The sequence below is a fragment of the Desulfitispora alkaliphila genome (assembly GCF_050433185.1).
Classification (GTDB): Bacteria; Bacillota; Desulfitisporia; order Desulfitisporales; family Desulfitisporaceae; genus Desulfitispora; species Desulfitispora alkaliphila.
Genome location: NZ_JBNPXS010000003.1, coordinates 37,538 through 60,187 on the forward strand (window position 1 = coordinate 37,538; position 22,650 = coordinate 60,187).

The window sequence follows — 22,650 nt, forward strand, 5'->3', positions numbered from 1 at the left end:
TTAATTCCTTCTATTAATAGAAATCAAATGCCCAAAATTTTCTTTAGTTTCTTTCCTTGGGTCCTACTGACTGGAACCTGGCTATTATTGCTATCGCTAACTTGAAGCTTATATGTTCCATTAAATAAAGGTATTATTTCTCGAACATAGTCTAGGTTTACTAAGTAAGCACGATGAGTTCTAAAAAACTTTTCACCACTTAACCTCATTTCTAACTGCTTCAAGGTAAACTTTGTTTCGTAATCTTGATCATTGGTTTTTACTCTCACAATATCTTGTTCAGTATAAAAGTAGACTATTTCCTCTTCTGGTATCAATAGCTTCTTTTCGTTTAACTCTACAGGTATCCTTTTAATATGGTGAGAAGTGCCTTCATAATCCATATTCTCTTTAGGTATGGGCATACTTCCATTCTTGTTGAAGTGTTTTTTTATTTTTTCTACTGTCTGATAAACTCTCTTTTCCGTAAATGGCTTTAAGATATAATCCACAGCATTTACTTCAAATGCCTGTACAGCATAGTCTTCATGTGCAGTTATAAATACTATAGCAGGTGGTCTGTCCATTCTTTGTACTATCGCTCCCAGTTCTATCCCTGTCATCTCCGGCATTTGTACATCTAGAAACAATACGTGGTAGCTAAGAGCACCTATTAGTTGCTGGGCTTCCTTAGCGTTGGTCGCCTCACCAACAACCTCAATTTCAGTTACCTCTTCTAAGATATAGCGCAATTCTCTACGCGCAGGGTACTCGTCATCTACAATTAAAGCTTTATATTTCATACACTTCATCTCCCAACTGATCTGATTCCTCTACCTGCTCTTCATAGGGAATCCTAAGCATAACTGTTGTTCCTTGATTTTTCCCACTAATGATTTTTATAGAGTATTCATCCCCGTATATCCCTTTATACCTTTCATTTACGTTACTTAAACCCACTCCATTACCAGAACCGTATCCTGGCTCCAGTATTTTTTCTATTTTATCTGGTTCAATGCCAACCCCATCATCAATTACTTTTAACACTAAATGGTTTTGTTCTACATTTCCTATTATTTTCACAGTACCGTTTTCAATTTTTGGAGTAACACCGTGCTTTACAGCATTCTCAACCAATGGCTGCAGGCTCAAGACCGGTATGGGATAGCCATGTATTTCGGGGTCAATTCTCTGTAAAATTCTGAGCTTAGGTCCAAACCTAGCTTTCTCCAGTACTAAATATGTATTTACATACTCTAATTCTTCTCTTAAGGGATTAAATTGACCTTTTTTTCTAAGTGATTGTCGAAAAAATTCGGATAAGTGGATTAGTAACTTGCGAGTTTTTGTTGGATTTGTTCTGCTGAAAGTTATGATCGTATTAAGAGTGTTAAACAAAAAGTGAGGGTTAATCTGGGCGTGAAGTGCATCTAATTTGGCTACTGTCAACAATTGAGTTTGGCGATCTAATTCTGCCAGTTCTATCTGCATGCTCAAAAGCTGAGCTATTCCATGGGCTAGCTTTACTGTACTTTGGAGCATTTTTCCCTCTTTGGTCTGATAGAGCTTCAAGGAGCCAATTACTTTGTCTTTAAATTGCAGTGGTACAATAATGGCACCAGTTAGTGGACAGTCACAGTTTTCTACTGGGCAGCTGTTCCTGAGAGTGCTATTTATCGTATTGGCAATTCCTGTATTAATAACTTCCTTTGTTGCTTCTGTTAAGATTTTATCCCCGGGTTGATGCTTATCGCATCCTACACCTAAATAAGCCAAAACCTTTTCTGTGTCAGTTATAGCTACCGCCTGAACATCTCCAATTTTCTTGATAATTTCGGCAGTCTTTTTAGCTGTATCTTGATTTAGCCCTCTTCGCAGATAGGGCATAGTTTCAGTAGCAATCTGCCATGTGGGGTCTAGTAGCTGTTTCTTGGCACTGGTTTTAGGTTTTCTTGTTTGTAAGCATAATAGCGCTCCAATCATGGAGCAGCTAGTAGCTACAACTAATATATAAGTCAATATCTCTGTTATACCTAAGATCCACATTCCCAATACCTGAAACCCAATTCCGACAATTAATATTATTCCTTTAAAGGTCCCCATATCATCAGCCCCTAGACCTATTTAATACTTGCCCTAGACGTCTTATATCATATGGCTTTTTAATAAAGTACTTAAAACCGTAATCCTCATAATTAAACATAACTAAATCATTGGTGTACCCACTAGCCACTATAGCTTTGACCGATGGATTTATTACTTTTAATTTTTCTATTGTATCTTTGCCCCCCATGCCCCCTGGCACAGTTAAATCCAATAGGACAAGGTCATAGGGCATGTTCATCTCCATAGCTCGTAGATACTCAGATATGGCCTCCTCGCCCTTAGATACTGTAACCGCTTTATAACCTAGCTGCTGCAACATATCAGTAGCCATATCCCTAATAGCCTCTTCATCATCCATAACTAAAACTTTGCCTTTACCCTTATGCAAGGATAAATCCTGTTGCGTTAGTACCGCGTTCTTATTTTGCTTAACTGCTGGTAGGTAAATATCAACTATAGTACCCTGCCCTAGCTGAGAACTAACATTAATATATCCATTATGCTTTCTTATGATTGAATAGGTAACTGCAAGACCTAGACCGTTTCCATTCTCTTTTGTAGTATAATATGGGTCAAATACTTTTTGCAGCTTGTCTTCCGAAATACCACAACCCTCATCTATAACTGAAATTCTGTTGTATTCCCACCGAGGATCTTCATGTATGTATTCAGGCAAATTAGTTTTTGTGGCTTCTATCCGAATTACTCCGCCTTCTGCCATGGCATGAATTGCATTTATAATTATATTGTTAACCACTTGATTAAATTGACCTTTGTCTACTTCTGAGTAAAGCTTTTCATTGATATTAGACACAACTTTTACATTTGAACCACACAACATTAAGGTTATAGCCTCTTTAAGCAACTCCCCTATATTGTACACCTCTTTTATAGGCGCTCCCCCTTTAGAAAAGGTCAACAAATGCTGTGTCAATTCCTGAGACTGAATAGCTGCCTTTTCGATTTCAGCAATATTGATACTGGCCTTGTGGTTATTTAATTTTATTTTAGCTAAAGAGGCATTTCCCTTTATTACTGTCAGTAAATTATTAAAGTCATGTGCAATCCCTCCCGCTAGTACTCCAAGGGACTCTAATTTACTAGCTTGAAAGTACTCTTCTTCTAACCGCTTCCGTTCGGTTAAATCCGTTATTATACACTGCCACGACTTATCTCCCCGATTGCTAAAAAGCATAATTGTAGCTTCCACAAATACTTGACTGCCATCGCCCCTAACTACTATCTCTTCATCGAGTGTGAGTACATCTCGCTCACCCTTTAAATCCTCTAACCTATTGAAAAAATCCAAACTCTTGTCAGGGTGAAAGTGACTAAGTACCTTGTCGAATACTAACTCCTCAGCTTCTTCAATTCCAAATAATTGCTTTGCTGCCCTATTTGCGTATAATATTTCTTTGCGCTTAAAAATAATAGTTGCATTAGGAGACATCTCCACTACTCTGCGATAGCGCTTCTCACTGACTTTAAGCGCCTCGATCACCTCTTTTTTCTTAGTGATGTCTCTGCCCAGACTATATATTGCTTTATTCTCTCCGGGTACCGAGTTCCAAGAAAGCCACCTATAAGATCCACCCTTGTGTAGGTACCTATTCTCAAAAAATCTAGTGCCCTTACCAGTACTGGTAATGCGTTCTAACTCAGCCATTGTTTTTTCCCGATCCTCAGGGTGAATCAAGTCTAGTATATTTTTTCCGATTAATTCCTCAGGGTTATATCCCAAGACAAATCGAACTGAAGCATTTATTTTTTTCACTCTACCCTTTAGGTCTAATATGCATATTATTTCATGGGAATAATTAGATATCTTCTCCAATTCCTCTAGCGTAAACACATTCCTTCACCCACACATTTAGAATATTTTACCTAGTTATTCCATAAAACAACAAGCTATTCCTGCTCATTTTTGCAAATTTTAAAAATAATCACTATCTGAATTTATAGGATAATTGCGTAGATGCTGCAAGGTAATAAAGAGCTGGAATCAGGGCAATTAATCCCATGAGTAAAAATGATAGGGATAAACCAATCCATACGCTTACTGCACCCACTGCAAATGTGACTGTGGCCACGGATATATCAATTGTACTCTCCTGCAAAGCTAAAGCAGTAGCTCGTGCCTTTGGGTCAGCTGTTTCTACAAGCCATGAAATAAATGCCAGTAAGCCCCCAGCAAAGCCAGCACCAGCTAATGCACTACTCACAAAGAACATCAATGGCTGCATAGGCAAAACATATAGTGAAATAGTTCCCAAACCAATTAGAACAGCACAGGGCCAGGCTGCTTTTTTACTTCCCCAGCGATCGGATACGTAGCCAACTGCTAAATTAGCGGCTATGCCCGTCAAAGCAAAATAAGTAAAATATATACCCGGATTACCTATATCAGTGGTCTGGCTTACATAAATTGTACAAAACGTCATGATAACACCATAGCAGGATGCCACAATAGCAATCCCTAGATAAATGGGCCACACTTCTTTATTTTTGATAATTAATTCTAGCCTGCTTTTTCCAGTATTAATATTACTTTTATCATTTTTGACTGGAAGGCCAGGGGTTTTTACAGAGTACATTAAGCCAAATGCTAAAGCCCCTATCCCTAAGCTAGTTAAAAACCAAACCTCATAACTAGCCTGATTGATCAAAAACATGGCAACCATGGGCCCAATTAAAAGAGCTGAAGTATTTACAATTCTGTAATATCCCATGTAAGTTCCAATCTTACCCTCAGGTGCCATATCAGCCACAAGGGAGCCTCCTGAAGTAAAAAAAGAAGCCAATCCAATGGCTTGATAAATCCTAGCAATAGCAAGCCCCCAGACACTTTCAACAAAATAAAATAGTAATGGCGCAGTGGCAAAGGCAAAAACACCTATTAGCAAAGGAAGTCTGCGACCATATTTATCTGTCATTGGTCCAAAATAAAATCTCATCAAAACAGCAGCTATGAAAAAAAGTGTAGTTTGAAACCCAGAATCAAATTCAGTCCCCCCGAGCTCAATAGCATACATGGGTAGTATGGTTAAGTATGCAAAAAAAAGAGTAAAAGTACACAATGCACCTAAATAGAATCTGGTCCAATTATATTTAGTCAAAATCATCACCTCTTCAGTTGGCTTCCAAACCAATATTATCCGCAATGCTATTTAGTGTCAATAACTAAATAGCTTCTAATTTATTCGAGCAGGAAATTTATAGGAAATTAGAGAATAGATTGATTCGTATCAAAAAATAGGGAGGGGTTAGGTATGAGTTTTGTAAAACTAGAGGAGCTTGAGAGCGGGGTTGCAATTATAAGATTAGAAAATCCAAAAGCCCTAAACGCTATGGGCGAAGAAGTGTGTGATGGTATAATCAAAGCCGCTAATACTGTAAAAGAAAAAGACAATATTAGAGTGGTAATTATAACTGGCAGTGGCCCAGCATTTTCTGCTGGCGGAGACATATCATTGCTGGCAAACGTAAAGAGGCCTAGCGATGCTAAAAAAACATTCGACCATGCCTTTAATGTAGTGAAATCAATTTACGAGCTAGAAAAACCTGTTATTACTGCAGTAAACGGTGTAGCTGCTGGTGCTGCCACGTCTTTAGTAATGGCTTCCGACTTAATCTTAGCTAACCAAAAGGCTTCTATGTTCTTTAGCTTTGGGCAGATAGGTTTCTGTCCTGACAGCGCTTGCTCTTACTTTTTAGCAGAAAAAGTGGGCTATCACAAAGCTGCTGAACTCATCTTCTTCTCGCGCCACTTAAAAGCCCAAGAGTGCCTGGACTTAGGTTTCTTTAATAAAATTGTTGATGATAGCGAGAACCTCATGTCAACAGCAATTGCATGGGCAGAAGAACTAGCCCAAGGACCTTATTATTCTATAAAACTAAACAAAGGACTCCTCAGACAGACCAAGACCAATAGCTTTTACGACCAGGCAGAAGCAGAGAGCTTAAACCAGGTTCTTGCTTGGTCTTCTGAGGATTTTAGAGAAGGGGCAAAGGCATTCTTGGAGAAGCGAAAGCCTAACTTCAAGGGTAAATAATAATAAGATGTAAAGAAAATTAAGGCTTTTGCCAATCCTGTAGCGTGGCAAAGGCCTTAATTGCACTTATAAGAACGTTATGCTTTTTGATAATGTTATTTCTTTTAATCATTAAGCTTACACGATTTATCACATTTTTTCTCACACTTCTTGCATTTAGCCACAGTGTAATGTCCGCCTCCTATGGCTAAGGCCTTACCCTCTACTAGGGCTGTAGCCACTTTTTTTCTTGCTACTTCTAGAATGTTTTGAAAAGTTTGCCGCGATACACTCATTTTCTCAGCTGCTTCACTTTGGGATAACCCTTCAATATCTTTAAGCCGAATCGCCTCAAGCTCTTCAATCTTAATTTCAACATCTACGATATCCTCTACTTTTGGGCACCTACCCTTGGGACATGGGGCAAAATACAGATGATTCTCGGGAATAAATTCTACTCTTCTCCACTTCATTGGTCTGGGCAAAATAATCTACTCCTTGTACATGGATAATATATTATCTATTATACTCTATTGCCCTGCTTTTGTAACAAATTCTTTATAGTTGTCCACATTTTTCTAATGGCTTTATTCGCTTCACTTTGCTCATAATAAATTATTGGTTTTAGCTCATTGATAGATTTAAGAACAGTGTCATCATAACCTATTTTTCCCACTATGGGTATATCTCTCTCCTTGCAATAACCTTCAATTTGCCAAGTAATTTCTTTATTAATGTCGTATTTATTGATACAAACTAGAGCAGGAATAGAGAAGTGATCACATAATTGTTTTACTCTAATAAAATCATCCATTCCCGATTTAGTTGGCTCAGTAACTATAATTACAGCATTATTTCCAGTAATCGAAGCAATTACAGAACATCCTATGCCCGGTGACCCATCTACAATTGTAATTCGGGAGTCCCAGGAGAATTCTTCTGCATTTTTCCTTAGCTGTGTAACAAGTTTCCCAGAACCTTCACTGCCAACTTCCATTTCTGCTCGGGATATTAATCCATTATCAACCTCTGTTATGTAAGCCTCTGCACTTTTTTCCTTCTCTAATTTAATTGCTTCCTGGGGACACACCAAAGTACAGGCTCCACAGCCTTCGCAACTCCAAGTATCCACAACACCCTCAGCAATGGCCTCAAAGCGACAAACCAACTTGCATTCTCCACATTGATTGCAGAGATCATAATCTACTACGGCTAGCTCACTACCGATAAAATCCTGTTTGTTTATATCATTGCCTTTATAGTAAAGGTACATATTAGGAGCGTCCACATCACAATCCACCCTAATTGGGTTCTTCTCTAATTCCGCAAAGGACGCAGCAATAGTAGTTTTACCTGTTCCCCCTTTTCCACTTACTACAGCTATTTTCACAAAAGCACCTCCTCAATATTCTTATAAATATCTGAAAAAGCTTCTCTGTAATTTGGAATATCAATAAGCATCTTGCCTTCGGAGTAGCTTTTAGCTGCATTGCGATCATAGGGAATATTACCCAATATTCTGATTCCCTCCTGTTGTACGTATGCTTCTAAAGCTGGATTACTTTCATAAAAGTATTTGTTTAAAATCAGGCCAAAGGGTATTTCTAACTTTTTCACCAACTCTACTGCCATTCTAAGGTCGTGCAAGCCAAATGCTGTAGGCTCTGTCACAAGAATAGCCCTATCTGCATACTTCAATGTGGTTACCACATTACAGGATGTCCCTGGAGGACAATCTAGAAGATTAAAGCCCTTTGGCAGTGCACTTAATAATTCCCTTAGAATGGGAACGGCCATGGGCTCACCAATATTCAAAATCCCCCTCTTACACATCATATCCTCCTTAATACCTTCTTCCACATTGCCAATCACTCTCTCCTTATATTTAAGAGCGCCAGTAGAGCAAACAATATTACATGCTCCACAGTTGTGGCACAGCTTTTCAAAGGTTATGATTTTAGACTTAGACTTTGCCAAAGCGTTAAACTTGCATGTTTTCACACATATGCCACATAACTTACACTTTTCTTGATCTATTAAAGGGACCTCTACTTTTACTCGATTAGCTTTCATTTCTTTAGGTTTTAAAAAAATAAATCCATTTGGTTCTTCAACGTCGCAATCAATATAATTAGCCCGTCGCAAAAGAGCTAAGTTTGTAGTTATAGTTGTTTTACCTGTACCACCCTTACCACTCAACACTGCTATATTCATTTAATTACCTCCTTGTTTCATTCCCATATGAGGTAATCCTGCTTCAGTGATTTTCTCCAATTCTCCATTCTTAAGTTTTTCTAATAAAGTTCCACAGGAAAGTTCTTCTCCTTTATACACCCTGATGTCTGAGTTCTCAATTAACTCAAAAGCATTTGGCCCCAAACTACCTGTAATCAGCACATCAACACCTTCGTCCATTACCTGCTGAGCTGCAGCTATTCCAGCACCTTTCTCTGATTGCTGCCCACTGTTTTCCAATGCTTTTGTTGTACCACTTTCTGTATCGCAGATTAAGAAGTAACTGCATCTTCCAAACCTGGGATTCATAATACTTTCAATACTTTTTCCCTCTGTCGAGATTGCAATCTTCATTTGAATTCCTCCCTTATATGGCATATGCCATTTATTCTTGCTTTTAGTTTACCTCCAAGTAAAGTTTTTGTCAAATGCCATTTATGTTTATTAATAACATATTGAAAACTAGGGAATACTTTTGGCAAAAGCTAAAAAAAGGGAAGGATTGAAACAAAATGTCTCGCAAGATTATATTTGCCTTAGTGGCACTGGCCGTCATAATTTTAGTCCCCTTTTGGTATAACATGGGGCACCAAAATGTAAGTCCTGAAATCAGTTTAAATACACCCCAGATTCAAGCCTTAGAAGAAAAGGAGTGTATCGAGCCTACTGACTACATGAGAGCAAATCACAGCCAACTTTTAACTGAGTGGAGGGATTCTGTAGTGCGGGAGGGCAACCGTGTTTACCAAGCCAGCGATGGACAGGAGTATGAAATGTGTATGCAAACAACTTGTTTATACTGTCACTCTAATAAGAGCGAATTCTGTGATGCCTGCCACGATTATGTAGGTGCTGAACTAGGATGTTGGGAGTGCCATATTGAAATGCAAACGTAAAAAAACTTGTGCCTATTCATGGGCACAAGTTTTTTTGTGGTCTACTTGCATTAATAAAATTGTAATATCATCACTTACTTCTCTTCCACCTGTGAAATCTTCAAAATCTCTCCTTATCACTTCCATTAAATCGCTCCCAGGCGAAGACATCTCTCTCCTAAACAACTCTTTTAAGCGCTCTTCATACTGCACTCCCTTGTTAAACTGTTCTGTTAATCCGTCTGTTGCTAGGAGTAAAGTTGCAGGAGCCTCAAGGGAAACCGACCACTCTTCGAACTGGAACATATCAAATTCAATTGCTTTAGAAAGGGGGAGATTCCCACTGCTTAGCTCACAAGCTCCAGTTTTACCTGAAAACATCAACGGCGGAACCTGCATCCCCATGCTACTATAGACAAATTCATTTGTATTCTGATAGTAAACCCCTAGCAGGATACAAATGAAATAATCATCTGGAAAGTTCTCGTTCCGAGCGCGTACAGCTAGGTGTCTAAGAATGCGGCCAGGAGTTAAGAGCTCCTCTTGATCATGAGATAAAGCTAAGTAGCTATTAATTGCTTCCTTGATAAATACAGTTAGCATTGCGCTGTCAATCCCATGTCCCGATACATCTGAAATGTAAATAATATATTTATCTCCCAGGTTAATTACATTATAAAAGTCTCCACCTAAGTTCTCTGCAGGCTGATAGTGGGCTGTAAATTTAACACCATCTTTTTCTGGAAGCTGTTTTGGCAAGGAGCGCTGGTGTAAAATCCGCGCTTTCTCTAGCTCACCATTAAGTTTACTGTACAGCCTGTTGAGCTCCATGTTTTTCTTGCTTATTTCCCGCTGCATGGTAGCCAATTCATTATTTAACACATTTAGGTCATCGCAGACTTTTTTATTATAACTAGATTCGAGCATGTATTTTGAAGTTTCTTTAAATGCGGCTCTCACAGAAACTATATGTTCACTGTTTATATTCATTAAGTCCTCATAAAACTGATAGGCATCCTCCTGAGTCTCTACAAATACCAAAATATAATCACTGTCTATAATACTACCTGACAGGTATAAGGCCTTGATTCCTAAACCCAACTTAAAGTTAACTTCCCAGTTAAAGGCTGCCCGCTTTTGTTTAAGTTCTCCAATAAAGTTTGTAGCCTTTTCCAAACTCCCCTGATCTAACAGCTTAAAAAAATGCAACCCTGTTTCAATTTTTAGCACATTTTCCATCCCATTGTACACAACAGACCTTATCTGCATATTACTATCGCAGATTAACGCAACTCCTGAAACCATTACTTAGGCACCACCAATCCATTGGCTAATTCAACCGCCCCTTTTGCATCTTGCGCACAACCATCGGCTCCAGTCTGCTGCCACAAGTTTTTATTAATATAAAAGGGCAAGCCGCCAACAACAATTTTTAAGGATTTAAACTCTTCTATTGAACGCACTTTCTCAATCACAGCGGCTACTTTATCTACATGATAACTCATGGTAGCCGATAATCCTAATCTATCAGCTCTTTGCTTTTGAACAGTCTCTAATATTTTTTCAACAGGAATATTCCCACCCAAATAGTAGGTATCCCACCCGTCCATTTCTAAAAAATCTACTACCATGCGCAGGCCGATTACATGAAGTTCGTCTGCAACACTAGCAGCCACAAAGCAATAGCCATTCCTCTCCATGGAGAAAATCCTGCTATACAATTGGGCCATTATAAGCTGGGTAGCTGCACTAAAGTAGTGCTCTTGTGCAATAGTCACTTTGTTTAACTCCCACAAACGCCCTATTTCGTATTGACAGGGCTGAAAAACATTCATATATATATCTCTAATGTCAACTCCAGCTTCCACAGCATTAAGGATTAGTTTGCTGGCTAGTTCTCTATTTTCACTAAGTAATGCATCAAAATATTCAGATGCTAGTTTCCCCAGAGGGTTATTGTTATTGATATAACTTTCCATTTAAAACCACATCCCCTCTGCTAGATTGATAATTCAATATTATATTCAATAGATAGTGCTATAATTCCTTCCAAGAAACAAGAGAAACCACCTCATTGTCGAGGTGGTTTCTCAGAATCTAATTCATCAATCCTACCGTCAAGCTTACCTAAAGGAATTAGCACAGATCCACTTATGTGGCCACTATCGTATTCCCACTGCTCCCTTACATCAATTACTTGTAGCTGGGGGTTGTTATTAATTAGATCTTTTGCTTCATCGGCAGACAAATTTTGATAAGAGACACTAGCACAACCTGCTATGGCTATTGTTATTATAATTAGGATAATTAGAAACAACTTTCTAGTTCTACTTCTCATCAATCTCCCCCCTGGTATTGGTTATAATGAAATGATACTAATTCTTAAAAATATTATTATTAATTATACCACACCTATCAAAGCTTGTTTTCACTGTAAAGAAAATTGTCAGACTCACACTTAAGGTTGTTGCAGTAAAGATAGCAATCATAATTGCAATCTGATATTTTATAGCTATCAGGGGACTAAGCCCACTGAGAATTTGTCCAGTCATTAAACCGGGCAAAAAAACTATCCCCATTGTAGCCATACTGGCAATACTGGGCTTGAGTGCTGCAGTGATACTATTTTTAAAATAGGGCAACAAGGCCTCAAATTGATTAGCTCCTACAGATAATCTATACAGGTAGCGACTTTCATCCCTTTTTATAGATTGATAAAAATTACCCAAACCAACTATATTCCAGTTTAGCGAATTACCTAGGAGCATACCCCCTATGGCTATTAAATACTTAGCATCTAGCAGATTGGATAAATTAATTACAACTCCATTAAAATAAAGTAAAATAACCCCATTGGCCAATGCTAGTGCACTAAATGTTGGCACTACAAACAACTTTAAGTTCATTTTGCTTTCCCGGACTACCGAGTAGGTAGCAAATATTACCATTACCATAAACCAGAGTAAGTTGATAGGAGTACTATTCCACTCAAAAAGATACGTCAAAAATATACCCACCAAAAATAACTGGGCTGACATCCTAAAAATAGATATGAAAACTGATTTAAGTATACCTAAACGCAAATAAACGCTTATTATAATAGGTATGACTAGGAGTAAAAAGGCTAATGCCATGGAAGTTACTGAAATGTCTGGTATATTCATATCCCTTCCTCCAGATTAAATATTTTCACATTCTCGTTTTCACGCCAACCTATATCATGAGAAATAATCAGTGCAGTCAAATTAGGCTTTTCTGAAAAGTATCTAATAACTTTATTTTTTAACTCTCCATCTAAGGCAGCTGTGATTTCATCTAATAAAAAAATGCTTCGCTCAAGTAAGATAGCAATTATAATTGCTATGCGCTGCTTTTCTCCTCCTGATAAATGGGTTATATCTTTTGCCAGTATCTCTTCTTTTAACTCAAATTCTTTTGATAGTTCTAACAGCTTACTGCGGGATAAAGACAAGTGGGCATTGGCCTTTAACGAAAAAATATCTTCTATAATATCCCACACTATACCAGCACCGATGTCTACATCTTGACTAACATAAGCTATTTGTTTTCTAGCTTCCCATATATCAACGCTACTAAGAGGCTTATGGTTCAAATACACAGTTCCTTGGTCCGGCTGGACAAAACCCATTAACATCTTAAATAAGACCGACTTGCCGATCCCCGATCTGCCAGATATTAAGACCTTTTCACCCTTGCTCACCGTTAAGTTAACCCCTTTAAATAAATACTGATTATTAAATTTAACTGAAATACCTTCATATTTGATCATTTTGCAATTCTCCTTAGTTAGAAAGAAAATAATTTTTGCATTGGTATTGCTAATTGAGAATTAATATCATATAATATAGTTGTATTGTAAATGAAAATCATTATCATGACAACAGGAGGGAACTAACTTATGTGTTTTCTAGTAATTGGTGCTGATAAGTTGGGGAATATTGATAAAAACTTGTATGAAATGGGCGTAACTGAAATAGTACATATTGATGGAAGAAAAAAATCACTGTGTCGAAAGCTTACAATTCCCCTAAAAACTGATGCTATTATAGTAATGACTGACTTTGTAAATCATAATACTTCTAACCTTATAAAAAAGCAAGCAAAAGAGCGCTCCATTCCTGTCCTGTACTCAAAGCGCTCATGGTCATGTATCTTATGCAAAATCAAGTCAATTACTACTAACTAATAATAACGCAAGTCTATATGTGAACTCATTATTTCTAGCCCAGTAATCACCCCACTCAGTCCCACCACAACCTATTACTTTACCTGCTTCTTGTCATGGTGACTCTATTTTCTAATATTGATCTAATTCACCTCTATCGATATTATGTTTTTTTCGCCATATAAATGCAAATATTGATAGGAATTTTGCCGTGCCTATAGAAGTCCTCTAATGGATACTGCACAGAGGAGGTAAATTATGTCGGAGATTAAGTCACCCTTATTTCAGCGAACTGTAAACTGTCCTTCATGCAAAGGTATTTACAAGACAACTGCAGTTCTTTCCAGTAAAATTAGAAAAATTAAGACGTACAGTGACTTTTATGTAGAGTACAAAGGCGCTAATCCAAATTATTATTTAGTTCACGTCTGCCCTGTGTGTGGGTACGCATACTTTAAGAAATCAAAACAGCTATCTGCAGAACATAAAAGAATAATTAAAGAGAAAATAACTAAAAACTTTAACTCTCGCGATTTTACGGGAGCAAGAGATGCCAATGCTGCAATTGATGCCTACAAGCTAGCACTTCTATGTGGTCAACTGGTAGGAGAAGAAGATAATATAATAGCTGCTATTTTAATGCAAATTGTTTGGCTCTACAGGGAACTAGGCGATTATGAAAATGAGCTTCGTTTTATGCAGTTGACATATAATACTTATAAAAATATTTATGATAACGCTACATTCGAAGTTAACGTTCCCAGAGTTCTATACATTCTAGGCGAGTTATGCCGACAACTGAAAGATTATAAAGGAGCACTGAAGTGGTATAGTCGTATCATAGAAGATAAGAAAATTAGGGATCCCTCTATCATTAAAATGGCTAGAGAGCAATTTGCAGAAGTACGTCACTTGCAAAAAATACCCGCTAGCCGTTAGCTTATATATCTAGTTTTTCATATAGCTTTACACATCCACTGCACTCTTTTGGTGCAGTGTTTTTTTTGAAAATCTCTCTGTATTCCTGCTTTTCCTTATTAATTACAGTTAGACTGGGTTCAAATTCCATGTATTTTATCATGAACTCCTTGTACTTTTGGATTCTCTGTCGAAACTGTTCCCGAAAATCCACATAGTTCTGCTTATTCCAAATAGCATCAAGATCTTCTTCAAAAATGTTTCCAAACACCTTTTTGCGCAAACCAGAGTTGCCACCTAAACACATACAAGGGGCTACATTACCTGTAGCAGTTAAAAAGAAAATAGTAGTAGGATCTACTTCACACACTGCTTTTTCTTCTTCAAATTCAATGCGATTATTCTGCATGGATATCTCTTTATCAGAGGCCAACTTCTTTGCTTCCTCTAATACAGCTACATATTCCTGTTCTAGTTGGCCTTTAGAGTTAACTATACTAGTCAGGTTAGCCGTATCGGCTACACGGCAATTGGGGTGATTTAACTCAATTTTCTTTATACCAATTTCATGAGCTTTGATTATTGCTTTGGGTAGCTGTATAATACTTTCTTTAGTTAACGCATATGATAAGAGCAACTCAACTTCAATTTCTTTAGCCTTAATCCTCTTTGCTGCTTCTTCAATGAGAGAAGCTTCTAACAGCTCTTCACGGACATGTAATTGTATTTGCTCAATTTGAGCATAGTATGGCTCTAATTTTTTAATAATGGCCAGGTTGGCATACTGGTTGGATTCTAATTCCAAACTAATTATCCATAGCTTACTTTTCCCTCTTTTTTTTATCTTCTTGGTAAGTAAATTTAAAAAACCCATTTTTCATGTCCCTCCTAACAGGTAACCCCTATTCTACAGGTCTTCTCTTCTGGCCAACATTCTCTGAAAATACATGAATATTGGCAAGGGAATTACTATCCAACCAAGACTCTTTACAAGGGAATTTTGCGCTCTAGCAATTTGTCTCTCTCTGTGAGACATCTCTGCCCTCTCATACATCTCTCTTATTTCTTCTTCGGGTATCTTTTCTTGATCTACTTCTTCTCCGCCAACTCTTTGATTATGAACACCGTGACGCTTAAAGTCATCATAGGTTTGATGGTAAGGAGTGGGAGCAACTATATCTGCTAAAGCCATAAAGGAACCCACACTCCCCCCAATTGTCATCATTAATGTAGCAAACAATACTAGGTATATATATACGTTCTTTATCAAATCTTCACCACCTTTTTGGTTACCAGCCTTTATCCCGACTACTATAAAAACAATTAATACAATAAATGATACTAATAATATGGGAATAAATAGTGATGCAATCATTTTTCACCTCACTCAATATAATCTTCACCTATACATTTCTACGATTTAATACCATTTTCCTTTTCCCATAAAATTACTTACAAAAGTTATTCTTGTGGTTTTATTACATGGACAATAAAGTAACGGTTATATTATAATCTATAATTGACATATAATAATTTAAGCAACTTAGGGAATGAGGTTATCTTTAAATGCAAACTGATACTCAAAATAAATTTTTGCATACAATTAGAATACTGTTTTTTCTTGCCAGTATCATTACGCTTATTGTCACCTATACTTGGAAAGCAATTTATCCACATTTAGATAATAGTATTTTGCTGGGATGGATTTTTAGTATTGCATTTTTGTCAACGGCTATTTCTACATATACTAGCAGCTTCGTTAGAAAAAATGTTGTTTCCTTTGCTTATGTCCTGTTTTACCTATCAGTTTTGTCAGGTCTGTATTTTGCCTATGTTAACAACTTTGATTTTGCCTACACCCTTTTAGCTATTATAGTGTTTTTTGTTGGAACTTTAATCTATTCTACTCCTAAAAGTCTGTTTATCTATAACACTAGCCTGCTGACTATATTTTCTGGTTCACTTTATCTTAAAAGATCTGAGGCCCTTATTAGCCCAATTATATTGCTTATAATTATTGTAATCTTTTCTATTGTTTCATTCTTGATAATGAAATACAAGTACGAAGCGCAACAGGAATTAATACTTAGCAAAGAGCAAATCAAGTATATGGCTTATCACGATTATCTGACAAACATACCAAATCGCAATCTGCTAGAAGATAAGTTAGAAGCAGCACTAATATACTCGCAAAAAAACCATACTAAGTTCGGTCTTCTCTTTATAGATCTAGACAAATTTAAGGATATCAATGATAACTATGGTCACTTTGTCGGAGATCAAGTTCTAATAGAAGCAGCCAATAGATTAAAAGAAGTTACAAGAAGTGGTGATACTGTAGCGCGACTTGGCGGGGATGAATTCATTATCTTATTACCTTCTATAAAAGCAACGGATAATTTATTAGAAATAAAAGAGCGTATTAATGATTTATTTAAAGAGCCTTTCATAATCGATACTGAAAATTTTAACATCTCACCTAGTATAGGCATGAGTATTTACCCCGATGATGGAACCACCCTAGAAGAAATCATGAATACAGCTGATGAAATTATGTATCAAAAGAAAAGAACATAACGCCCTCTATATGGGAAAGACAGGGGAATCGCAAAAAATTCATATTTTAAGTAGGAATATTGGTAATAAGTACCGAATATTGGTGTAAGTACAATAAAAAGGGGGAGTAATGTTACATGAATGATAAAAAGCCTAAGTTAACTCGAACAAATGGAGCTCCTGTTGTGGATAATCAGAATGCTATGACAGCTGGCCCAAGAGGACCTATGTTATTGCAAGATGTTTGGTTTTTGGAAAAACTAGCGCACTTCGATCGAGAGGTTATTCCTGAAAGAAGAATGCATGCAAAAGGGTCCGGGGCCTATGGTACATTCACAGTAACTAATGATATCACCCAGTATACGAAAGCAAGTATCTTTTCTGAAGTAGGAAAAAAGACTGATTTATTCATGCGCTTTTCCACTGTGGCTGGCGAACGCGGTGCTGCAGATGCAGAGCGCGATATCCGCGGCTTTGCAATTAAGTTTTACACTGATGAAGGAAATTGGGACTTAGTAGGCAATAACACTCCTGTATTTTTCCTACGGGACCCACTTAAATTTCCAGACTTAAATCATGCCGTAAAAAGAGATCCTCGCACAAACATGAGAAGCGCTCAAAACAATTGGGATTTCTGGACATCACTCCCAGAAGCACTGCATCAGGTTACCATCGTCATGAGTGACCGCGGCATCCCAGCTACATATCGACATATGCACGGATTTGGTAGCCATACATTTAGCATGATTAATGCTGATAATGAGAGAGTATGGGTTAAGTTTCACTTCCGCACTGAACAGGGAATTAAAAACTTAACTGACCAAGAGGCTGAAGAACTGGTTGGCAAGGATCGTGAGAGTCACCAGAAAGACCTATACGAGAGTATAGAAAAAGGAGACTTCCCACGATGGAAACTGTATATTCAAGTGATGACTGAAGAGCAGGCAATTAATTCACCTTACAATCCTTTTGATCTGACTAAGGTCTGGTATACAAAGGACTATCCACTAATTGAAGTAGGTGTTCTAGAGCTCAATCGCAACCCAGAAAACTACTTTGCCGAAGTGGAGCAAGCTGCCTTCAATCCTGCTAACGTGGTTAGTGGAATAGGGTTCTCCCCAGATAAAATGCTACAGGGCCGCTTATTCTCCTATGGTGATGCCCAGAGATATAGGCTAGGAGTGAATCATCATTTGATCCCAGTAAACGCATCGCGCTGTCCTGTTCACAGCTACCACAGAGATGGTGCCATGAGAGTGGACGGCAATTATGGCTCTACACTGGGATATGAACCAAACAGCTATGGAGAGTGGCAAGACCAACCGGAATATAAAGAACCACCATTAGCTCTTGACGGCGCTGCCGATCATTGGAACCACAGAGAAGACGACGATTATTATACTCAACCTGGATTATTGTTTAATCTTATGAGCCAAGAGCAAAAAGAAGTGCTTTTTGCAAATACAGCTAGAAATATAGCAGATGCTTCTGATGAGGTTAAGCAAAGACATATTAAAAACTGCGCCAAAGCTGACCCTGCCTACGGAGAGGGTATAGCAAAAGCCTTGGGAATGTCAATAGAATAGTAATTAGAGTAAAACAGCGGCTCACAGCCGCTGTTTTACTCTATTTAAACAAATCTATAATTTTAAAATTAATTGTATCCACCAAACCCTTATTAGTTAACCTCAGCTCAGGTAACACTGGTAGGCTTATTAGAGCCATGGTCATAAATGGTGAAACCAGCTGACAACCTAACTCCTTCCAGGCTTTATCCACTCCATCAACCAAATCTCTCACTTCTTCTACGGGCTTTTGCGACATAAGTCCAGCTATTTCAAGGGGCAATAAGGCTAGTACTTTACCATCCTTGACGGCTACCATGCCTCCACCATGCTCTGCTAAAACATTTCCTGCATAGGCCATATCCTCATCATTTGTTCCCATTATAAGCAGGTTGTGGCTATCATGAGCTACCGTAGAAGCCACGGCTCCCTCTTTAAGTCCAAATCCTTTTACCAAACCTAAGCCATAGGTTCCATTAACTCCATGTCTCTCCATCACCATTATTTTTAGCACATCTTCATCCTTCGGCAATTGAAGCAAGCCATCTTTAACTGGCAATTCCATATTCCTATGCTTAGTGCCCACATGAGCCTCAATAATCTCCATAACATTTACTTCTGCCAAACCATTATCAATTGGTGCTTTTATTTCAAAGTGCTTTTGCTCCAGCTTCTCTTTCAAGTGAACTGATTGAGTTGCACTGCCTGGATATTCGTACCTCTCCAGCTCAACTTGAAGCTTCTTATCTTGAGCTACTACCTTTCCGTTAACCATCACTTTCTCCACATCTACTGCTGCCAAATCTTTTATGAATAAAATATCAGCGTATCTCCCTGGAGCAATACTACCCATAAACCTGTCCACTTCAAAGCATTGGGCAGTATTAATTGTCACCATTTGAATCGCCGTAATCGGGTTAACTCCCTCTTGAATAGCTCTCCTCACTACATGGTCCAAATGACCTGTATCCAATAAAGTATGAGGGTGAGTGTCATCTGATACTAGTATTGCATAGCGAGTATCAATGTTGTTTTCAGTAACTGCTTTTACAGTTTCTTTTACATCATGCCAAGCAGATCCTTCTCGCATTTTTACATACATACCTAAACGCATTCTAGCCAGTGCTTCTTCTTTAGTTGTAGCTTCATGGCAGGAGGCAATGCCTGCTGCAACATAAGCTTGAAGTCCAATTTCCAGGTCTGGTATAGAGTAATGACCTGTTATTACCTTACCGCTCTTTATTGTGGCACCTAATTCGCCGTGAACATTTTCATCACTATAAATTACTCCTGGGAAATTCATCATTTCTCCCAGCCCAATAATCTCATCCCACTCCATTGCCTCCTCTACTTCTTTGGGGCCAAAAACAGCTCCCGCATCCTCAAAACCCGGAGCCGCTGGAACACAGGATGGCATAGTAGCATAAACCCTTAAAGGAAGGTCTTTTCCTTCTTCTATCATTAATTTTACTCCATCCATGCCTAATACATTGGCAATCTCATGAGGATCCATAAATACAGTTGTGGTGCCGTTAGGCAATACAGCTTTAGCAAATTCAGTTGCAGTGACCATACTGCTTTCTATGTGCACATGTCCATCCATAAATCCCGGTGCTAGATAGTAGCCTGAGGCATCAATTATTTCTGTATTCTCGCCCCTAGCATGATCCGACTTTCCAACTAGTACAACTCGCCCCGCTTTAATTACCACATCTTTACCTTGCTCTATTTCTCCAGTGTGGACATTAACAACATTTCCACCTGTAATTATCACATCAGCTTTCTCTATTCCCATGGCAGCAGCTGATAATTCTCTAGAAACCTCTGCTAGTTTGTGGGCTTCATCTCTTTTCTTACTCTGCATACTCTTAACCTCCAGTATATTATTGTTCTATGTTTAGATTAACAATTCCCCGACAGTAACGAATTTGTATCCCTTTTCTTGAAACATTTCTATTAACTCCGGCAATAGTTCCACCGTATTTGGCCTTGGCCCACCCCCCGAATGCATCAAAACTATTGCGCCAGGATGCTTATATCTTTTTACTGTCTCAAACATAGTCTCTACGCTATTAAAGTCTTTATTCCAATCATGGGTGTCTATGGACCAGTTAACTGTCTTGATACCCTTCTCAGCAAAAAAATCAACTTGCTCAGGTGTAATAGCACCATAAGGTGGTCTGAAAATGTGAGGCTCTACTCCTAATACCTCTTTAAAAATCTCTTGTGTACGCTCTATTTGTTCACTGTAAACTCTTTCACTGGAAAAGCGACGAAAATCCGGGTGATTAAAGGAGTGGTTCCCCACCTCATGTCCTTCTGCTACTATTCTCTTGGCCACATCGGGAAAACGCAGTGTGTTCTCGCCAATAAGAAAATATGTTGCAGGCACACCGTACTCTGCCAATATATCAAGTGTTTCTTCAGTGTAGCGAGCATCTGGGCCATCATCAAAGGTAAGGGCCACCAGTTTTTCATCTGTTAGCCCTTCTATGTAAAAGGAATCTGAAAATCCTACCGCTCCATTGGGAACAGGAACCTGAGCAAAGTTTTTACGCTGTAGATCATAATAAGTCTTATAGGTAAAAGTCCTTTGTATATATCTAACTGCTAACCTACCCTCTTCTTTCAAATCTAGTCTCCACTCTCCTTGATTAGCTTTGATATTAAAATATATTTCCCTTTCATCGATTAACTTAATTTCCTCAGCACAAAAAACTGCTAACTTATAACTATTGTTTGCTCTGGCATAAACAATAGCAAACTTGCCTTCCTCTTCACTCCAATTCCAAGCCTTAACTTTGGGATCTCTTTTAACTTCAGCCAAGAACTTATCCCACGCTTTGTCATATACTTCTCTAATAGGCGGTACTTCCTTTGCCTTCCACATATTCCCTTCCCAAACTATATCTACTTCAAAGCTTACTACTGCTTTCCTATCATCTATCTTCTTTATTTGATAATTTTCTCCTGTTTGCTCTTCTAGTAGGAAGCCCCGCTCAGGGTGTGTTATTGCTACGGCTAGCGCTGCTTCGCTTTCACTTCTTTTATAGATATCTACCTCAAGGCTTGCATCTTTGAGTATTACTTGGATCGTTTCATCCTGTAAAATCTCAAGAAGCTCTTGAAATTTTTCTTCATCAGCTCCCTCTCCTATATAGTCCAACATTTCATCTTTTTTCCCATTGGCTAAAGCTACCATGAAACCATTTACATCCTCCCCAGGTTCATGGGCAATGCTGCGGCAACCACTTACTGATACAAAACTTATAAAGATAAAAACACTTAGAATAATTACTGTAATAATTGCTATATTGTTTTTTTCAATTGTTGTTTGCATTTTTGCCCCTCTTTCATTTTAATTATTCCTATGATTCGACTTCTACAAATTTCACCAAATTCCTTTACAAAAAAAACAACCACCATGTGATGGTGGTTGTTTAAATTCCATAAAGTCCTCTTATCAAGTTAAATACTCCCGAGATAATCAGCAAATAAAGCATACAGCGAGATAGCGCACCAGCAGGAACTAAGTGGAAAATTTTCATGCCTATCCCTATTCCTAAAAACAAAAATGGAATAGCAGGTATCCCAGAGCCCACTACAGCTAAAAGAGCCGCAGAATCAATAAACAGCCACATAATAAAGCTAAATGAAAATACAAATGTAAAGCAGGCTGCAATAGTTGCTCTATACGCTTTATTATTCAATCTCTGCTTAGCCAAAAGCATCATTAATGGAGGTCCTGCCAGACTACTAGTAATAGATAAAATTCCACTAAGATTTCCCGCCACTAACATAGCTTTTTTCTCATTTTTAAAAGGCTTTATTTCCTTAGACAGCACCATCATTAGTGCCCCCACAATAATTGCCACACTTACTATAATTCTCAGTTGTTCACTAGTTGTAAAATATAACACTGGAAAACCCATAATTATGCCTAATATAGCCGATTGGATATAATATTTAAGCAAATCATATCGAACTTCATCCCTTTTTAAAAACCAAATATACGGAGAACCAAAAAGCCCAAAGAACAAACTGTAAATAACAACATGCTCCATCGGAAACAATAAGAGCGCAAAAGGCAAAAAGGCAAGTGCAAAACCAGCACCGGTAATACCTTTTACCGTTCCTGCAAAAGTTACCAGAATAGCTAGTAAAAATGAAAACTCAATATGCATACCATCTTCTCCAAT

General features: G+C 38.0%; 24 protein-coding genes. 6 read left to right on the forward strand and 18 right to left on the reverse strand.

Features of this window, described 5'->3' with window-relative positions:
* Window positions 1-23: 23 nt before the first annotated feature.
* From GGQ84_RS01805 to GGQ84_RS01820, 4 genes are all read right to left on the reverse strand, one after another.
* Window positions 24-782 carry a LytR/AlgR family response regulator transcription factor gene (locus GGQ84_RS01805; protein WP_429158350.1) on the reverse strand — a complete coding sequence of 253 codons (759 nt, stop codon included), beginning with the start codon at window positions 780-782 and terminating at the stop codon, window positions 24-26.
* Window positions 772-2,082: a histidine kinase gene (locus tag GGQ84_RS01810; RefSeq protein ID WP_429158353.1), complete on the reverse strand. Its 1,311-nt coding sequence runs from the start codon at window positions 2,080-2,082 to the stop codon at window positions 772-774. The genes GGQ84_RS01805 and GGQ84_RS01810 overlap by 11 nt, the downstream gene beginning before the upstream one ends.
* 4 nt (window positions 2,083-2,086) lie before the next feature.
* Window positions 2,087-3,937 carry a hybrid sensor histidine kinase/response regulator gene (locus tag GGQ84_RS01815; protein ID WP_429158356.1) on the reverse strand — a complete coding sequence of 617 codons (1,851 nt, stop codon included), beginning with the start codon at window positions 3,935-3,937 and terminating at the stop codon, window positions 2,087-2,089.
* A 94-nt stretch (window positions 3,938-4,031) separates the two neighbouring features.
* Window positions 4,032-5,201, reverse strand: a complete 1,170-nt coding sequence (locus GGQ84_RS01820) for an MFS transporter (protein ID WP_429158358.1) — start codon at window positions 5,199-5,201, stop codon at window positions 4,032-4,034.
* A 153-nt stretch (window positions 5,202-5,354) separates the two neighbouring features.
* Here GGQ84_RS01820 and GGQ84_RS01825 point away from each other — a divergent pair, with 153 nt between their 5' ends.
* Entirely contained in the window at window positions 5,355-6,137 is a 783-nt protein-coding gene (locus GGQ84_RS01825; protein ID WP_429158361.1) for an enoyl-CoA hydratase/isomerase family protein, read from the forward strand.
* 104 nt (window positions 6,138-6,241) lie between these two features.
* Here GGQ84_RS01825 and GGQ84_RS01830 read toward each other — a convergent pair whose 3' ends face one another.
* The 4 genes from GGQ84_RS01830 to GGQ84_RS01845 are packed head-to-tail and all read right to left on the reverse strand — an operon-like array spanning window position 6,242 to window position 8,705.
* A complete protein-coding gene (locus tag GGQ84_RS01830; protein WP_429158364.1) occupies window positions 6,242-6,601 on the reverse strand; it encodes a DUF134 domain-containing protein in 360 nt (119 codons plus the stop codon).
* A gap of 38 nt (window positions 6,602-6,639) precedes the next feature.
* Window positions 6,640-7,506 carry an ATP-binding protein gene (locus GGQ84_RS01835; RefSeq protein ID WP_429158367.1) on the reverse strand — a complete coding sequence of 289 codons (867 nt, stop codon included), beginning with the start codon at window positions 7,504-7,506 and terminating at the stop codon, window positions 6,640-6,642.
* Entirely contained in the window at window positions 7,503-8,330 is an 828-nt protein-coding gene (locus tag GGQ84_RS01840; RefSeq protein WP_429158369.1) for a P-loop NTPase, read from the reverse strand. The genes GGQ84_RS01835 and GGQ84_RS01840 overlap by 4 nt, the downstream gene beginning before the upstream one ends.
* A complete protein-coding gene (locus tag GGQ84_RS01845) occupies window positions 8,331-8,705 on the reverse strand; it encodes a NifB/NifX family molybdenum-iron cluster-binding protein (RefSeq protein ID WP_429158371.1) in 375 nt (124 codons plus the stop codon). It abuts the gene before it with no gap.
* 158 nt (window positions 8,706-8,863) lie between these two features.
* Between GGQ84_RS01845 and dsrJ the strand changes: the two genes are divergently transcribed.
* Window positions 8,864-9,247, forward strand: coding sequence for a sulfate reduction electron transfer complex DsrMKJOP subunit DsrJ (gene dsrJ / locus GGQ84_RS01850; protein ID WP_429158373.1), 384 nt, complete (start codon window positions 8,864-8,866; stop codon window positions 9,245-9,247).
* A 12-nt stretch (window positions 9,248-9,259) separates the two neighbouring features.
* Here the strand turns inward: dsrJ and GGQ84_RS01855 are convergent, their stop codons facing one another.
* The 5 genes from GGQ84_RS01855 to GGQ84_RS01875 form a co-directional block, all read right to left on the reverse strand.
* Window positions 9,260-10,531 carry a PP2C family protein-serine/threonine phosphatase gene (locus GGQ84_RS01855; RefSeq protein WP_429158375.1) on the reverse strand — a complete coding sequence of 424 codons (1,272 nt, stop codon included), beginning with the start codon at window positions 10,529-10,531 and terminating at the stop codon, window positions 9,260-9,262.
* Window positions 10,531-11,205: a cobalamin B12-binding domain-containing protein gene (locus GGQ84_RS01860; RefSeq protein ID WP_429158378.1), complete on the reverse strand. Its 675-nt coding sequence runs from the start codon at window positions 11,203-11,205 to the stop codon at window positions 10,531-10,533. The genes GGQ84_RS01855 and GGQ84_RS01860 overlap by 1 nt, the downstream gene beginning before the upstream one ends.
* Before the next feature lie 92 nt (window positions 11,206-11,297).
* On the reverse strand, window positions 11,298-11,564 hold the full coding sequence (locus GGQ84_RS01865; protein ID WP_429158380.1) for a rhodanese-like domain-containing protein: 267 nt from the start codon (window positions 11,562-11,564) through the stop codon (window positions 11,298-11,300).
* 37 nt (window positions 11,565-11,601) lie between these two features.
* Entirely contained in the window at window positions 11,602-12,390 is a 789-nt protein-coding gene (locus GGQ84_RS01870; protein ID WP_429158383.1) for an ABC transporter permease, read from the reverse strand.
* Complete coding sequence (locus GGQ84_RS01875) at window positions 12,387-13,016, reverse strand: ABC transporter ATP-binding protein (protein ID WP_429158385.1); 630 nt, start codon at window positions 13,014-13,016, stop codon at window positions 12,387-12,389. The genes GGQ84_RS01870 and GGQ84_RS01875 overlap by 4 nt, the downstream gene beginning before the upstream one ends.
* A gap of 129 nt (window positions 13,017-13,145) precedes the next feature.
* Between GGQ84_RS01875 and GGQ84_RS01880 the strand changes: the two genes are divergently transcribed.
* Window positions 13,146-13,433 carry a DUF2325 domain-containing protein gene (locus GGQ84_RS01880; protein WP_429158387.1) on the forward strand — a complete coding sequence of 96 codons (288 nt, stop codon included), beginning with the start codon at window positions 13,146-13,148 and terminating at the stop codon, window positions 13,431-13,433.
* 237 nt (window positions 13,434-13,670) lie between these two features.
* Complete coding sequence (locus tag GGQ84_RS01885) at window positions 13,671-14,351, forward strand: DUF2225 domain-containing protein (protein WP_429158390.1); 681 nt, start codon at window positions 13,671-13,673, stop codon at window positions 14,349-14,351.
* Between the two features lies 1 nt (window position 14,352).
* On the opposite strand, the gene GGQ84_RS01890 is transcribed toward GGQ84_RS01885, so the two are convergent.
* Both GGQ84_RS01890 and GGQ84_RS01895 read right to left on the reverse strand, forming a co-directional pair.
* Window positions 14,353-15,204, reverse strand: coding sequence for a radical SAM/SPASM domain-containing protein (locus GGQ84_RS01890; RefSeq protein WP_429158392.1), 852 nt, complete (start codon window positions 15,202-15,204; stop codon window positions 14,353-14,355).
* Window positions 15,205-15,237: 33 nt separating this feature from the next.
* On the reverse strand, window positions 15,238-15,705 hold the full coding sequence (locus GGQ84_RS01895; RefSeq protein ID WP_429158395.1) for a hypothetical protein: 468 nt from the start codon (window positions 15,703-15,705) through the stop codon (window positions 15,238-15,240).
* Between the two features lie 191 nt (window positions 15,706-15,896).
* Between GGQ84_RS01895 and GGQ84_RS01900 the strand changes: the two genes are divergently transcribed.
* Both GGQ84_RS01900 and GGQ84_RS01905 read left to right on the forward strand, forming a co-directional pair.
* Window positions 15,897-16,907: a diguanylate cyclase domain-containing protein gene (locus tag GGQ84_RS01900; protein WP_429158398.1), complete on the forward strand. Its 1,011-nt coding sequence runs from the start codon at window positions 15,897-15,899 to the stop codon at window positions 16,905-16,907.
* Window positions 16,908-17,023: 116 nt separating this feature from the next.
* The gene (locus GGQ84_RS01905; RefSeq protein ID WP_429158400.1) at window positions 17,024-18,472 is read left to right on the forward strand and encodes a catalase; all 1,449 of its coding nucleotides are present in this window, start codon (window positions 17,024-17,026) and stop codon (window positions 18,470-18,472) included.
* A gap of 40 nt (window positions 18,473-18,512) precedes the next feature.
* Here GGQ84_RS01905 and ade read toward each other — a convergent pair whose 3' ends face one another.
* From ade to GGQ84_RS01920, 3 genes are all read right to left on the reverse strand, one after another.
* Window positions 18,513-20,315 (reverse strand): adenine deaminase, encoded by a 1,803-nt coding sequence (ade, locus tag GGQ84_RS01910; RefSeq protein WP_429158403.1) that lies wholly within the window; start codon window positions 20,313-20,315, stop codon window positions 18,513-18,515.
* Window positions 20,316-20,348: 33 nt separating this feature from the next.
* Window positions 20,349-21,791 (reverse strand): polysaccharide deacetylase family protein, encoded by a 1,443-nt coding sequence (locus GGQ84_RS01915; protein WP_429158406.1) that lies wholly within the window; start codon window positions 21,789-21,791, stop codon window positions 20,349-20,351.
* Window positions 21,792-21,891: 100 nt separating this feature from the next.
* Window positions 21,892-22,635: a TSUP family transporter gene (locus GGQ84_RS01920; protein ID WP_429158409.1), complete on the reverse strand. Its 744-nt coding sequence runs from the start codon at window positions 22,633-22,635 to the stop codon at window positions 21,892-21,894.
* Window positions 22,636-22,650 lie beyond the last annotated feature (15 nt).